This window comes from Streptomyces sp. NPDC034043 (genome assembly GCF_055575675.1).
In genome coordinates, this window is record NZ_JBVISF010000007.1 from 164,322 (window position 1) to 178,622 (window position 14,301).

Genomic DNA, 14,301 nt, shown 5'->3' on the forward strand with positions numbered 1-14,301 from the left:
TATGGGGCCCGGGAGCGGTGCGGCGGCGGAACCCTACGCGTCGACGAGCACCGGGTCCGGCGTGCCGAGGGCCGCGCGCAGGGTCCGCGTCCGCTCGGCCGGGTCGGTGGCGGACAGCAGCGCGGCCAGGACCGCGATCCGGGCCTGGCCGGCACGAAGGGTGCCGGTCGGGACGGCGCCAGCGGCGACGAGGTCGACGGCACCGCCGTGCGTGTAGATCTCGGTGACGGGCCCTGCCGCGACCCGCGTGGTCAGGGCGACGAGGACGCCCCGGGCCACGGCGGCCCGTACGGCGTCGACGATCTCGGGGGTGGCGTTGCCCGCGCCGGTGCCGATGAGGACGATGCCCTGGGCGCCCGCTTCGACGGCGGCGTTCAGCAGCAGCGGGTCGGCGTCGGCGTGGTGCATCACCATGTCCACGCGCGGCGGCAGTTCCGGCATGGCGGGCAGGGCGAGGGCGGCCGGGCGCTCGGGCCGGCGCAGCACGGCGACCTTGCCGAAGCCGATCTTGCCGAGCAGCTCCTTCGAGGGGTCGGCGAAGGCGTCGAGGGCCACGGCCTGGGTCTTCACGGTGCCGCGGGCGGCGTGCACCCGGCCGGCGAAGGTGATCAGGACGCCCAGACCGCGCGTGGTCGCGGCGGTGAGGAGGGCGTCGTAGAGGTTGCCGGGGCCGTCGCCGTCGGCGGAGCCCATGGGGAGCTGCGAGCCGGTGAAGACGACGCTGCGCGCGTCGTGGTGGTGGAGGTCGACGAGGAAGGCCGACTCCTCGAGGGTGTCGGTGCCGTGGGTGACGACGACGCCGTCGACGCCGGGGTCGGCGAGGACCTCGTGGACGGTGCGCAGCAGGGTGAGCTGGTGGGCGGTGGTGAGGCGGGGGCTGTTGACGCTGAACAGGTCGACGACGTCGACGGTGACGCCCTCGGGCAGCGGTGCGGTGGCCATGACCTCGCGGCCGTCCGCTTCGGCGGCGAAGCCGGAGCCCTTCCACCGGCTGGCTATCGTCCCGCCGGTGCTGATGACGACGATGCGCCCCATGGCCACCCTTCCCTCACGTGTGGACCGACCCCCGGCCGGAGTTCGTACAGATTTTCTGGAGAGGGCAATGATAGTGAGATCTACGCGCAATGCGATTGCGCGTTCGAGCTCACCTGTAACGAAAGGCGAGCGATAATTGCGCCATGGACGCGATTGATCGTGAAATCTTGCGCGAGCTCCAGCGCGATGGCCGGCTCAGCAACCAGGAGCTGGCCCAGCGGGTGGGCCTGACCCCCTCCCCCTGTATGCGCCGGGTGCGGCAGCTGGAGCAGGACGGGGTGATCCAGGGGTACCGCGCGGTGATCGACCCCGACGCGGTGGGCCGCGGGTTCGAGGTGCTGGTGTCGGTGGAGGTCCGCCGGGACCGCGACGCCGTCGAGGCCTTCGAGTCGGCGCTGCAGGACATCCCCGACGTCGTCGAGGCGTACCGCCTGTTCGGCAGTCCGGGCTGCCTGCTGCGCATCGCGGTCGCGGACCTGCGCGCGTACGAACGGCTGTGGATCGAGCGGCTGACGGCGCTGTCCGGGGTGACCGAGGTCAACTCCCAGATCATCATGAAGCGCGTCAAGGAACCGACGGGCCTGCCCGTCTGATCCGGCGGCCCGCCCTGACCTGCGGATATCGGCGCGCTCCCGGAGGCGCACGGCGAGCGATAACCCGCCAATAAGGCCCCCGCATAGCTTCTGGAATCCAGAACGGACGCTCACACCAGAAGGGGGTGCCGCATGGACTTCCGGCTGCTCGGGCCGATCGAGGCCAAACGGGGAGGCGGCGCTACGATCCCGCTCTCCGGTTCGAAGGTGCACACGGTGCTCGCCGCGCTGCTGCTGTCCGAGGGACGCGTGGTCTCCGATGCCCGGCTCAGCGCGCTCCTGTGGGGGTGGGACCCGCCGGCGACGGCGAGCGCGCAGATCTACACGTACATGTCGAGGCTGCGCAAGCACCTCGGCGAGGAGATCGAGATCGTCCGGCGCCAGCCCGGCTACGTGCTGCGGGCGCCCGGCGCGTGGATCGACCTGACCGAATTCACCCGGCTCGACCGGCTGGGCCGCGAGGCCCTCGCCGAGCGGCGGTTCGAGGAGGCCGGGGCACTGCTGCGCGACGCGCTGGACCTGTGGCGGGGCACCGCGCTGGCCAACGCGACGGAGCAGATGATCGAGACGGAGCTGCCCCCGCTGGAAGAGGCCCGGATGATCGCGCTCGAAAGCCGGATCGAGGCCGACCTGGCCGTCGGCCGGCACGAGCAGGTGACCGCCGAGCTGACCGGGCTGGTCGCCGAGCACCCCGTACGGGAACGCCTGCGTGCCCAGCTGATGACGGCCCTGTACCGCTGCGGGCGGCAGGCCGACGCCCTGCACACCTACTACGAGGGGCGCGCGGTCCTCGCCGACCAGCTGGGGGTGGACCCCGGCGAGGCCCTGGGCTCCACCTACCAGGCGGTGCTCGGCGGCGGCCTGGGCCTGGCCTCGGCCGCCCCCGCCGCCCCCGCCGGCGACGCCGCTCCGGCCGCCGGGCCCGCGGGGCGGGCCGCGCCGTCGACGCTGCCGGCGCCCTACGGGGAGTTCACCGGCCGCCGGACCGAACTGGCCGCGCTGCGCGAGCGGCTCACCCGTGAGGACGGCCGCCCGCGCCGGCTGCTGATCACCGGCATGGCCGGGGTGGGCAAGACCGCGCTCGCGGTGCGCGCGGCCCAGGACTGCGCCGTACGGTTCCCCGACGGGCAGCTGTACGTGGAGCTGTGCCACCCGGACGGCGCCCCCAAGGAGCCCGCCGAGGTGCTGGTGCGGCTGCTGCGCGCCCTCGGGGAGCCCCCGCCGGCCGCGGCCGCGCAGGACCTGGAGGAGCTGGTGCGGCTGTACCGGACCCGGACCTCGGGCGCCCGGCTGCTGCTGGTGCTGGACGGCGCGGTCGGCGACCGGCAGGTGGCCCCGCTGCTGCCGGGCGGTCCCGAGGCGGCGGTGCTGATCACCAGTCAGGCCCGGCTGGCCCGGGTGGCGGGCGCGGACACCATCGCGCTGACCCCGGTCGACGACGAGGAGGCGCTGGAACTGCTGGCCTCGCTGGTCGGCCGGGACCGGCTGGAGGCGGACCCGGACGCGGCCGACGACCTGGTGGCGTACTGCGCCGGGCTGCCGCTGGCCCTCTCCGTGACCGGGGCCCGGCTCGCGGCGCGGCCGCACTGGCCGGTGGCCCGGCTGGCGGCCCGGCTCGCCGATCCGGACGGCCGGCTGGGCGAGCTGGCGTACGGGGACGTGAGCGTGCGCGAGGCGCTGGTGCACTGCGTGCGCCGGGTGGGCGGCGCCGAGCTGGCCGCGCTGACAGGACTCGCCGACTGGGACGGGGAGCCCTTCTCCGCCCAGTACGCGGCACTGGTGCTGGGCTCGGCGGAGGAGGAGGCGGAGTCGGCCCTGGACGCCCTGGTGGACCGCGCCCTGATGGAGCTGTCCGGGCTGGACGCCCAGGGCAGGCCGCTGTACCGGTGCAACGACCTGGTGCGGCTGCTGGCGGCCTCGCTGACCACGCGGGACGCCTTCCCCTCCGCGGTGCGGTGAGCGTGCGGGCCGGGCACCGGCCGGGCGCTCACCAGGAACTGTGGGAGCGCGGCTGGAAGGTGCCGGCCGGCCGCAGGGCCGGTTCGATGGTCTCCCGCACGATGGTCCACACGTCGCCGACGACCCGCTCGCGCGGCGGGCGCGGGGACTGGGCGAAGGCGTCGGCCACGATGGCCCAGGCGGACGCGACGGCGGCCGTGGCCCGCACCTCGGCGGACGGCTTCGCGGCCTTCGCCCGGGCGCGGCCCACGTCGATGCGGAACGCCAGTTCGGCCGCCTGGCCCAGCTGGACCTCCCGGATGAGCCGGGTGACGGGGAGCGCGAACACGACCGGGGACAGCGGGTGTTCGTAGACCCGGCGGACCCAGGTGGAGAAGCGCAGCCGCTCCCGCTCCTCCCAGCCGCCGCGCGCGGCCGGGCCCGGGTCGTCCTGTTCCACGGCCTCCGCGATCCGCGCGAAGTACGCGTCCAGGTCCTGGGAGGTCAGGCCCAGCAGTTCTCCGGACGCGTCGAAGTGCGCGGCGCCGGGGGCGGCCTGGGAGGCGGGCCGGCCGGGGAGGGAACGGGTGGCGATCAGCTCGTCCACGGGAAGGAAGGACTCGATGGTCATGGCGCTGCGGGCCTTTCGCTGAGACGGTACCGGGGCGGTCGGGCGGGGACGTGGAGCGTGGCGGGTTCAGGGGGTGTTCGGGCGGTCGGTGTGGTGGTGGACCGGGCCGTGCGCGGCGGGTCCCGCCGGCCGGGCCAGTGCCACCGCGACGCCCTCGAAGACCTCGAGGTCCTCGACGGTCCAGGCGGTGGTCCGGCCGCGGTGGGTGTGGGTGACCCGGACCGGGCCGGAGCGGGCGGGATGGGTTTCGAGCAGGCCCAGTTCGACGCCGGACAGGCCGAGGCCGGTGGCCTTGACCACGGCCTCCTTCCGGGTCCAGATGCGGTGGAAGGCCGCGTCCCGCCCGGGGCCCGGCGGCAGGGCGGCCAGGTGGGCCCGCTCGGCGGGGGTCAGGTCCGGATCGGTGGTCGCCGAGCCGCGTACGGGGCGCAGCGCCTCGGCGTCGATGCCGATCGCGGCACCGGCGCCGAGCACGAAGACCCCGCAGCCGTTGGTCCGGCTCATGCTGAGGGCGAGCGGCACCGGCGGGACGACGAGCCGGGGCGGACCGTGGCTGGCGTCGCCGCAGCCGGGACAGTCGTCCCGGCCGAGGGCGATGTCCCGGGGTTCGAGGGCGAACAGTGCCCCGAGTGCCCGGCGGGCGGCGGCGCGGGAGCGGACGAAGGCCGCGGCGTCGCGTTCCGCGGGGAGGGACAGCGCCCGCCGGAACTCCTCGGTGTCCAGCAGCGGCAGATCGGCCGGATCGGTGTTCTCCGGCGGACGCCACCACCAGACGTGGGCCTCCCCCTGGGCGCCGAGGGCGCCGGCCGCGGCCATCGCCGCGCCGTGGGCGGAGTCCTCTTCCCTTAATGCCATGAAATCCTCCTCTCTTCTCCCCCGTCGAACAGTGCGTGAACCGCGGCGGGCCGGCCGATGTGCCGGGCAAAGCCGCTCCATAAGCATTCGGTGGGCAACTACGTCCCGCCTATACCTATTTCCGCCGGCCGTTCGGGAGTGTTTTCCATAGGAATGTGATAGGGCACGTCCGGAAACTGACTCGGGTCAAGGCTCATCTACCCCGAGGAATTCTTCATGCCAAGGACGCGAGAGCACACCCTTACCCTTCCCGCGACCGGTACGACGCCGGACGCCGTGACCCTCACGGAAGCCGAGCGCGACGAGCTGATCGCCTTGGCGACCCGGGTGCTGGAGTCCGGCCCGGCGCTGATCGACGAGCCCGCCTGGCTGGACGCCGTCCGGGACGCCTCGGCGATGCTGCCCCGCCGGATCCTCTCCGAGCTGCGCCGCTTCCGTCACGACGCGGGCCCGGACGCGGTGCTGCTGCTGCGCAACGTGCCGGTGGTGGCGAACCACCCGCTGCCGGAGACGCCGAGCGTGCCCGGTTCGGTGGAGCGGGTGCCGGCCGTCGCGTCGGCCCTGGTGACGGCGGCCATGCTGCAGCTCGGCGAGGTCATCGCCTATCGCAGCGAGAAGACCGGAGCCCTGGTGCAGAACGTCGTGCCGGTGCCGGGGAGCGAGAATTCCCAGAGCAATGCAGGATCGGTTCTGCTGGAACTCCACGTCGAGAACGCCTTCCATGACAACAAGCCCGACTACGTGGGGCTGCTGTGCGTGCGCGAGGACTCGACGGGCGATGCGAAACTGTGCACGTCCTCGATCCGGCGGGCGCTTCCGCTGCTTTCCGAGCACACGGCCGCCGTACTGGCGTCGCCCCGGTTCCTCACCGAGCCGCCGCCGTCCTTCGGCGATCTGAATTCCGTCACTCCGGCGCATCCCCTCCTGGTCGGGGACCCCGAGGACCCGAACATCCTGGTGGACTTCGCCGCGACGCACCCGCTGGACGACGAGGCCGCGGCCGCCATGGCGGAGCTGCGCGAGGCGCTCATGCGGACGATGTCGGCCCTCGCGCTGCGGGTCGGCGACCTCGCGGTGGTGGACAACCGGCTCGCCGTGCACGGCAGGACCTCCTTCACCCCTCGTTACGACGGCCAGGACCGCTGGCTGCACCGGGTCTACGCGCACCTCGACCACCGGCGCAGCCGAGTGGACCGCAAGGGCGGCGGGGCGGTGCTCAACTGAGGCCCGCACCGCACGCACCGACGGCCGGAGGGCCGGCCCCCTGGTGGGGGCCGGCCCTCCGGCCGTCGCGCCCGTTACTGGCGCGAGCCGATGACGTCCGCGGGGCGGCCCGTCAGGGCGAGGCGGCCCGGGACCAGCGTGGCCAGGACGGTGAGCACCGCGGCGAAGCCCAGCACCCCGAGGTACATCCAGGGGTCGATGGACGGGGACGCGGAGCCCGTCATCCCGATGCTGAAGGCGGTGAGCACCGCGAAGGCGATGCCCGTGCCGAGCACGGCGGAGATGAGGACCACCAGGGCGGACTCGATCCGGAGCATGCCCATCACCTGCCGGCGCGTGGTGCCGACGAGCTGGAGCAGGGCGAACTCGCGGATCCGGTCGGAGACCGACATGGCCAGGGTGTTGACCACGGCGATCGCGGTGAAGGCGATGATCAGGCCCATCGCCACGTAGTTGACCTCGGCGTTGGACTGCTGGACCTCCGCCTGCAGGTCATCCACCTGGTCGCGGTCGAGGACGCCGACGCCGGGCAGGGCCCCGACGGCCTTCTGCAGCTCGGCCCGGCCGGGCTTGCCCTCGCCCCCGGTCTTGACCAGCAGCGAGGAGGCCAGCGGATTGTCGACGTGCTTGACGACCAGCTCGTGGGACATCGTCAGGTCGCCGAAGCCCAGTCCGCGGTCGTAGACGGCCGCGACGGTCAGCTCGGTCTCGGTGCCGTCGCCGAGGGTCAGCTTCAGCGTGTCCCCCGGCTTCTTGCCCAGGTTGTCGGCCGCGACGTCGCTGAGGGCGACCGACCGCGCGCCGAACCCGTCCAGGCTGCCGGCGCTGACGCCCGGGTCCCAGGTGCGGGTCAGGCCCTCGGTGGACACGCCCTGCGCCGGGTACTTCTCCAGGCCGACGCGCACGGAGGTGCGTACGACCTCGGTCACCGCCGACACGCCGGGGACCCGGCGGAGGCTGTCCGCGGCCTGCGCGGGCACCCCGGGACCGGCGGAGCCGACGACCCAGTCGGCCTTGTTGCCGGCCTTGGCCTGGGCGGTGGCCGCAGCGCCCATGGTGGTCTGCACGAAGAACACCGTGCAGGCCATGCCGATCAGCAGCGCCAGCGGGGTGACCGCCGCGGACAGCCGCTTGGTGTTGGCGCGGGCGTTGGCGGTGGCCAGGTAGCCGCCGACCCGGGAGGCCCTGAGCGGGATCCCGAGGACCGCGACCGCGATCCGGGCGATCAGCGGCCCGAGCAGCGACACCGCCACCGCGAGGACGACGACCGACAGGAAGGTCACCGGAGTGGAGGCGGGCTCGCTGCGCAGCGCCGACAGCACCGCGAGCAGGACGACGCCGCCCGCCAGGAACGCGGCGCCGGCACCGAGCCGGCCCCAGGCGAAGTTCCGCTGCTCCATGGCCGCCTCGGACAGGGCCTCGGCGGGGCGGATGCGGGCGGTGCGGCGGGCCGAGATCCTCGCGGCCGCCCAGGCGCCCAGCAGGGCCGCGCCGATCGCCGCGAAGAACGGGAAGACGCTGAAGGTGACTTCGAGGGTGTCGGGGATCGCCTTGAAGCCGACGAACTTGCCGTGCAGCCAGTAGGCGATGGGCAGGCCGGTGACCGAACCGAGCACCCCGGCGAGGGCGCCGACGATCAGAGCCTCGCGGCCAATGAGCTGGCGGACCTGCTTGGGCGTCGCCGCGATGGCGCGCAGCAGGGCCAGTTCGCGGTAGCGCTGCTGGATGGAGAGGGCGAAGGTGCCGACGACCACGAGGATCGCGACGAGCAGCGAGGTGCCGCCGATGGCACCGCCCATGGAGACCAGCTTGATCCGGGCCTTGGCCGCGTCGAGGAACTCGACCGGGCCGCGCTCGCCGCCGGTGACGACCTGCGCGGTGGTGCCGTCGAGCGCCTTCTTCACCTGCGCGGCGAGGTCCGCGGTGGACACGCCGGGCTTCGCCAGCACGCCGACCACCGCGACCTGTCCGGCGCGGCCCGACAGCCGCTCGGCCTCGGCGTCCGAGAAGAACAGCGAGGTCTGCTGTTCCAGGTCGCCTCCGGCGGGGGCCGCGATACCGCTCACGCGGTACGTGCGCGGCGAGCCGGTGGCCTGGACGGTCAGCTCGGTGCCGGGCTTGATGCCGGCCCGGCGGGCCAGTTCGCGGTCGACGACGACCTCGTCGGCGCCGGCCGGGGCGGCGCCCTCGGACAGCGTGAAGGGGGTCAGGGCGGCGGAGGTCCAGGCGTGGCCGTAGGAGGGCTTGCCGTCGACACCCGGGACGACCTGCCCCTTGGGGCTGACCGCGTACGCCGGGAAGGTGATCTCGGGCAGCGCGGCCTGGACCCCGGGCAGCGAGCCGAGGGCGGTCGCGGTGTCGGCGGGCAGCCAGACCCGCTCGCCGAGCGGCTTCTCCTTCTCCTTGGTCTTGGTCTTGTCCCCCTTCTTCTTGACGGTGACCTGGTGGACGTTCTGGTCACCGCCGACGATCACCGGGGCGCCGGCGTAGCGCTCGGTGCCGATCTCTCCTCTCAGACCCGTCTCCAGGAGGATGCCGCAGGCCGTGACGAGCGCGGCCGCGCAGAAGAGGGCGAGGAAGGCCCCGATGAAGCCGCCCTTGCGGGCGCGCAGGGTCTGCAGGGCATAGCGCAGCATCAGGCCCACGCTCCCAGGTGTGTCATGCGGTCGGCGACGCGGTCGGCGGTGGGGGTGTGCATCTGGTCGGCGATGCGGCCGTCGGCGAGGAAGAGGACGGTGTCGGCGTAGGAGGCGGCGACCGGGTCGTGGGTGACCATGACGACGGTCTGGCCGGTCTCGTCGACGCAGGAGCGCAGCAGGGAGAGGATCTCCTTGGCGGTCACCGTGTCGAGGGCGCCGGTCGGCTCGTCACCGAAGATGACGTCGGGGCGGGTGATCAGGGCGCGGGCGATCGCCACGCGCTGCTGCTGGCCGCCGGAGAGTTCGGCGGGCCGGTGGGTGGCCCGGCCGCCCAGGCCCACACGGGTCAGGATCTCCTCCAGCCACGCCGGGTCGAGGCGCTCGCCGGCCAGGCGCAGCGGCAGCTCGACGTTCTGGCGCACCGACAGCGCCGGGATGAGGTTGAAGGCCTGGAAGACGAAGCCGATGCGCTGGCGGCGCAGCTTCGTCAGCTGGGTCTCGTTCATCCCGCCGAGCTCGGTGTCGCCGATGTAGGCCTTGCCGCTGGACGGCTTGTCCAGGCCGGCCGCGCAGTGCAGGAAGGTCGACTTGCCGGAACCGGAGGGTCCCATGACGGCCGTGAACGAGCCGCGCTCGATGCCGACCGAGACTCCGTCCAGGGCGCGCACGCCGCGCCCGCTCTTTCCGTACTCCTTCACGACCCCGTCCAGGCGCAGCGCGAACCCGGGGGATCCGGTGCTGCTCTGCCCACGGAGGCTGTTCGTCTGGGTCCGCATGCGCGACCAGTCCTTCCCATGCGTTTGAGGGGGGTATGCCAGCAGCCCCATCCGCCCAAGTCGGCGGATGCAACACGCCGATCCTTGGGGGCGGACCTATATTCCCTCTACGCGAGAAGGCCCCGGCCGCACGGTTTCGGCCGGGGTGGTGTCATCCGGCCGGAACCATGCGGTCCGGGGCTGGTTCGGTGGGTGTCGGGCGGACGGTCAGCGGGTGGGGGCGGTACGGCGGCCGCGGGTGAGGCGGTGGGCCAGGGCGGCGAGGGTGGCGACGCCGCAGAGGGCGTAGCAGGCGACGACCCAGCCGGCGGGGGTGCGGCCGGCGCCGAGTCCGTGCACGAGGCCGGCGGCCCAGCCGGCGTACGCGAGCCCGTGCAGGACGCGGAACGGGCGGATCCAGCGGCGGGTGGCGAAGACGCCCCGCCACAGGCCGGTGAGCAGGGCCAGTACGAAGAGCTGGGCGGCCAGGGTGCCGAGGTCGACCAGGAGGTCCCCGCTCCCCCAGCCGAGTACGGCGTCGACCGCGTCGACCTTCCGCGCGGCGACCTTGACGCCGATGTGGACGAGCAGGAAGCCGACGCCGGCCAGGCCGGCCGCGCGGTGCAGGAGCTGGGCGAACTGCCGCTGGGCGGGGCCGAGTACGTCACGGAAGACGGTGGCGAGGCCGAGCATCACGGAGCCGGTGAGCGCGACCAGGGCGAAGACGCCGGCCATGCGGTCCAGGAACTCCTGGACGGCGCCGCCGGCGAGGGGACCCGCGCACAGCAGCAGGGCGGCGGCGAGGAGCCCGCCGGACACCGCCGCGGCCCCGGGGGCGGGGGTGTGCGGGGGCCCGGTCCGGGCGGGGGCAGGGGCGGCGGGCGCGGGGGGCGCGGGGGCGGTGGACTGGGCCATGGGGAGCTCCGGATGAAGTCGGTCCTCCGTGCGGGGAGGTCGGCCGGACCGGGACCGGACCCCACGGGGGAGGGATCCGGGCCCGGAGCCTGGTGGTGGACGCCGGTGCCCTGCCGGGCCGGGGCCCGGCAGGAAGCCGGAACCGGCGGAGGCAGGAGCCCGGCGGGGGAACAGGGGCCGGTGGAGGCGGGACCCCGGCAGGGGTCCTGCCCGGCGGAGGCGGGACCCCGGCAGGGGTCCTGCCCGGCGGAGGCGGGCCCCGGGGACCGGCCGGGGGTCAGGACGGGCGGTGGCGGTGGACCGGGCCGAGGGGGGAGCCGTCGACGGGGCGGGCCAGGGAGGCCGACCAGTTGCCGTCCAGGTCGAGGTCGTCGATCTGCCAGCTGCTGACCTCGCCCTGGTAGCCGTGCTCCACCTCCACCGGCCCCGGCCTGCCGGGGCTGACGTCCAGGGCGTTGAGGTCGATGCCGAGCAGACCCAGCCCGACCCCCTTGAGCACGGCCTCCTTGCGGGTCCACACCCGGTGGAAGGCGGCGGTGCGCTCCGGCCCGGCGGGCAGCGACAGGATGTAGGCGTGCTCGGCGGGCGCGAGCACCACATTGGCCAGGGAGCCGGACTCCACGGGCCGCAGCGCCTCGACGTCCACCCCGATCCAGTCCCCCGCGTGCAGGGCCAGCACTCCGCAGCCGCTCGTGCGGGTCAGGCTCACCGCGAGTCCGACGGCGGGGCTCGCGACGGCCGGCGGGCCGTGCTCCAGGTCGCCGCAGCCGGGGCAGACGCGGCGGCCGAGCGCCACCGTACGGGCGTCCACCCCCAGCAGTGCGCCGATCGCACGCCGGGCGCCGGCCCGGGTGCGGACGAAGGCGGCGGCGTCCTTCTCGGCCCGGTAGCGGCGGGCGCGTACCTGCTCGACCTCGTCGAGCAGGTCGAACTCGTCCTGGTCCACGCGGTCCTCGAGCGGCCACCACCACACGTGCGCCTCGCCCGTGGCGCGCAGTCTCGCGGCCTCCCGTGCGGCCGGTCCGGGCACGGGCAGCACACCGGTGGTGGCGGTGTGGTCGACGCGGCCGCGCACGGCGGTCGGGGTCTGGCTCGTCATCGGGTCCTCCTCTCCCCCTTGAGGGCGTTGTCAGGTCAGTCCGCCGAGGCGCAGGAGCAGGTCCTTCACCTCGGTGGCGTGGTAGCGGGGCCGTTCCTGGGACGGGTCCGAGCAGAGCAGCACGGGCGCGTCGCGGTCGTCGCCGGGCAGCCGTCCGTGGCTGCCGCGGACGCAGCCCGGGTCGAGCGGCACCACCTGGAGCGGTGCGCGCATCCCCGCCTTCTTCTTCAGCACGGCGAGGGCCGCCTTGGCCTTGGCCGCCGGATCGGCGGGGTCGAAGAACAGCTCGGCCGGGTCGTAGCCGGGTTTGCGGTGGATCTCGACGCCGCGCGCGAAGTCCGGGGCCCGCTGGTCGTCGAGCCAGTAGTAGTACGTGAACCAGGCGTCGGGTTCCGACACGGCGACGAGCTCGCCCGCGTTGGGGTGGTCGATGCCGTAGTCGGCCTGCTGGGTGCGGTCCCAGATCTCGTCGACCCCGTCCAGGGACTTCAGTACGTCGCGCACGCGCGGGACGTCGGCCGGGTCGGGCACGTAGACGTGGGCGGCCTGGTGGTCGGCGACGGCGAACGCCCGCGAGGTGTACGGGTCGAGGTACTCCATCCCCCGCTGGGTGTAGACCGACAGGAGTCCCTCGCGGCGCAGCGCGCGGTTGATGTCCACGGGCCGGCTGACCGGTGAGATGCCGTACTCGCTGAGGGCGACGACGGTGGTGCCGCGGTCGCGCAGGTCGGCCAGGAGCGGGCCGAGGGCGGCGTCGGCCTCGCGGGCGGCCCGGACGGCCTCGGGGCTGTCGGGGCCGAACCGCTGGAGGTCGTAGTCCAGGTGCGGGACGTAGATGAAGGACAGGTCGGGGTCGCGGGTGTCCGCGACGTGCCGGGCGGCGCCGGCGATCCACCGGGTGGAGGTGAGCGAGGCGGTCGGCCCCCAGTAGTTGAACAGGGGGAACTCGCCCTGAGCGGCCGTCAGTTCGTCGCGCAGGGCGGCGGGGACGGTGTAGCAGTCCGGTGCCTTGCGGCCGTCGTAGTGGTAGACGGGCCGCGGGGTCAGCACGGTGTCCACGTCCGCGCCCATCGCCCACCACCAGCACAGGTAGGCGGTGGTGTGGTCCGGGTCGTGGCGGCGGGCGGCCTGCCAGACCTTCTCGCCCCGGACGAGGGCGTTGTGCTGGCGCCACATCATCACTTCGCCGTGGTCGCGGAAGTACCAGCCGTTGCCGACGGCGCCGTGCTCCCGGGGCAGGGTGCCGGTGGTGAGGGTGGCCTGGACGGTCGCGGTGACGGCGGGGAACACCGTGTCGAGCGGGGCGGTGAAGCCCTGCTCGCCGATGGCCCGGACGTTCGGCATGTGGGGCAGCAGCCGGGGGGTGAGGCCGACGGTGCACAGGACGGCGGTTTTCTTCCGCCGGACGGAGGGGGTCATGAGCCGGGCTCCTTCTGCGCGGCGGGTGCGGTCGGGGTCAGGCCGAGCGCGGTCAGCTCCCGCGCCGTCCAGGCGAGTTCGGCGGCGATGCCCCGGACGAGGCCGGCCTCGCCGACGGGCCGCGCGTCCTCGGGCAGCACGGACCAGGTGTAGGTCTCCACCTCGACGTGGTCGGTGACGGCGTGGTCCCCGCCGAACAGGGTCCGCAGGGTGTCCCGCAGCACCGGGCTGGTGGAGGTCAGCGGCGGGGCCGGCTCCTCGTGCAGCGGCACGTGGTAGTGGATGCGCCAGGGCGCCTTGCCGGGCAGGGCTCCGGCGAGCGCGGGCCCGAGGTCGTCGGAGCCGTGGAGTCCGGTGCCGTCGGGACCGGCCTCGCGGGTCTGGTGCAGGAAGCGCGGCTCGGCGAAGGCGGCCAGGGCGTCCCGTACCCGCGGGTCCTGCGGGTCGGCGGCCTCCAGGGCGCTGGAGGCCTGGAGCTTGACCACCTGGAGGCCGGCCGCCAGCAGCCGGCCGACGGCGGTGTCGGGGTCCTCGTGTGCGACGGCGAGGTGGCAGGCGTCCAGGCACAGCCCGATCCGGTCGTGGTCGACGTCGGACAGCACCTCGATGGCCTGCTCGGTGGTCTCCGCCACGCAGCCCGGCTCGGGCTCCACGGCGACGCGCACGGTGCGGCCGGTCTCCGCCTCGATCCGGGCGAGGCCGGCGGCGAGCGCGTCGAGGTGGCGGGCGGCGGCGGCCGTCCGGGTGCGGGACCAGGCCGTGCGCCACGCCAGCGGCAAGGTGGAGACCGAGCCGCGCTCGGCGTCGTCGGGCAGCAGTCCCGCGAGGATCCGGGCGAGGTTCAGCGTGTAGTCGAGCCGGGCTGGCTCGGACCAGTCCGGGTAGTACACGGCCCGCTTGACCACGGGGGCGTGGAAGCCCCGGTAGGGGAAGCCGTTGAGGGTCACCGTCTCCAGTCCGCGGGCGGTGAGCTCCCCGCGCAGCCGGGTGACGGCGGCCGGGTCGGCGGCGAGGGCGGCGGCGGCGTCGACCGGCAGCCACAGGCCGAGGCCGACGACGGGCTCGCCGGTGGCCCGGCGGACCGGTTCGGCGTACGTGTCGAGCTGGGCGGTGATCCCTTCCAGGGTTTCGGCGGGGTGGACGTTGGTGCAGTAGGAGAGGTGGACGGCGGAGCCGTCCGGGTGGCGGAAGCGCATCA

General features: G+C 74.3%; 12 protein-coding genes. 3 read left to right on the forward strand and 9 right to left on the reverse strand.

Features of this window, described 5'->3' with window-relative positions; translation table 11 throughout:
• Positions 1-33: 33 nt before the first annotated feature.
• On the reverse strand, positions 34-1,035 hold the full coding sequence (locus ACZ51S_RS19180) for an asparaginase (RefSeq protein ID WP_388938407.1): 1,002 nt from the start codon (positions 1,033-1,035) through the stop codon (positions 34-36).
• A gap of 143 nt (positions 1,036-1,178) precedes the next feature.
• Between ACZ51S_RS19180 and ACZ51S_RS19185 the strand changes: the two genes are divergently transcribed.
• A complete protein-coding gene (locus ACZ51S_RS19185; protein ID WP_468802782.1) occupies positions 1,179-1,628 on the forward strand; it encodes an Lrp/AsnC family transcriptional regulator in 450 nt (149 codons plus the stop codon).
• 132 nt (positions 1,629-1,760) lie between these two features.
• Positions 1,761-3,587, forward strand: a complete 1,827-nt coding sequence (locus tag ACZ51S_RS19190) for an AfsR/SARP family transcriptional regulator (protein WP_468802783.1) — start codon at positions 1,761-1,763, stop codon at positions 3,585-3,587.
• A 28-nt stretch (positions 3,588-3,615) separates the two neighbouring features.
• Here the strand turns inward: ACZ51S_RS19190 and ACZ51S_RS19195 are convergent, their stop codons facing one another.
• Positions 3,616-4,197, reverse strand: a complete 582-nt coding sequence (locus tag ACZ51S_RS19195) for a hypothetical protein (protein ID WP_468475348.1) — start codon at positions 4,195-4,197, stop codon at positions 3,616-3,618.
• Positions 4,198-4,263: 66 nt separating this feature from the next.
• A complete protein-coding gene (locus ACZ51S_RS19200; RefSeq protein ID WP_468802784.1) occupies positions 4,264-5,052 on the reverse strand; it encodes a 4'-phosphopantetheinyl transferase family protein in 789 nt (262 codons plus the stop codon).
• 216 nt (positions 5,053-5,268) lie between these two features.
• Here ACZ51S_RS19200 and ACZ51S_RS19205 point away from each other — a divergent pair, with 216 nt between their 5' ends.
• The gene (locus ACZ51S_RS19205; RefSeq protein WP_468802786.1) at positions 5,269-6,276 is read left to right on the forward strand and encodes a TauD/TfdA family dioxygenase; all 1,008 of its coding nucleotides are present in this window, start codon (positions 5,269-5,271) and stop codon (positions 6,274-6,276) included.
• A 74-nt stretch (positions 6,277-6,350) separates the two neighbouring features.
• On the opposite strand, the gene ACZ51S_RS19210 is transcribed toward ACZ51S_RS19205, so the two are convergent.
• From ACZ51S_RS19210 to eboE, 6 genes are all read right to left on the reverse strand, one after another.
• Entirely contained in the window at positions 6,351-8,912 is a 2,562-nt protein-coding gene (locus ACZ51S_RS19210; RefSeq protein ID WP_468475345.1) for an FtsX-like permease family protein, read from the reverse strand.
• On the reverse strand, positions 8,912-9,691 hold the full coding sequence (locus ACZ51S_RS19215) for an ABC transporter ATP-binding protein (RefSeq protein ID WP_468802787.1): 780 nt from the start codon (positions 9,689-9,691) through the stop codon (positions 8,912-8,914). Before ACZ51S_RS19215 ends, ACZ51S_RS19210 begins: the two co-directional genes overlap by 1 nt.
• A 207-nt stretch (positions 9,692-9,898) precedes the next feature.
• On the reverse strand, positions 9,899-10,585 hold the full coding sequence (locus ACZ51S_RS19220) for a hypothetical protein (protein ID WP_468802788.1): 687 nt from the start codon (positions 10,583-10,585) through the stop codon (positions 9,899-9,901).
• Positions 10,586-10,862: 277 nt separating this feature from the next.
• Complete coding sequence (locus ACZ51S_RS19225; protein ID WP_468475343.1) at positions 10,863-11,684, reverse strand: 4'-phosphopantetheinyl transferase superfamily protein; 822 nt, start codon at positions 11,682-11,684, stop codon at positions 10,863-10,865.
• A 30-nt stretch (positions 11,685-11,714) separates the two neighbouring features.
• On the reverse strand, positions 11,715-13,103 hold the full coding sequence (locus ACZ51S_RS19230; RefSeq protein ID WP_468475342.1) for an alkaline phosphatase family protein: 1,389 nt from the start codon (positions 13,101-13,103) through the stop codon (positions 11,715-11,717).
• Entirely contained in the window at positions 13,100-14,299 is a 1,200-nt protein-coding gene (gene eboE / locus ACZ51S_RS19235; protein ID WP_468475341.1) for a metabolite traffic protein EboE, read from the reverse strand. The genes ACZ51S_RS19230 and eboE overlap by 4 nt, the downstream gene beginning before the upstream one ends.
• Positions 14,300-14,301: the final 2 nt, after the last annotated feature.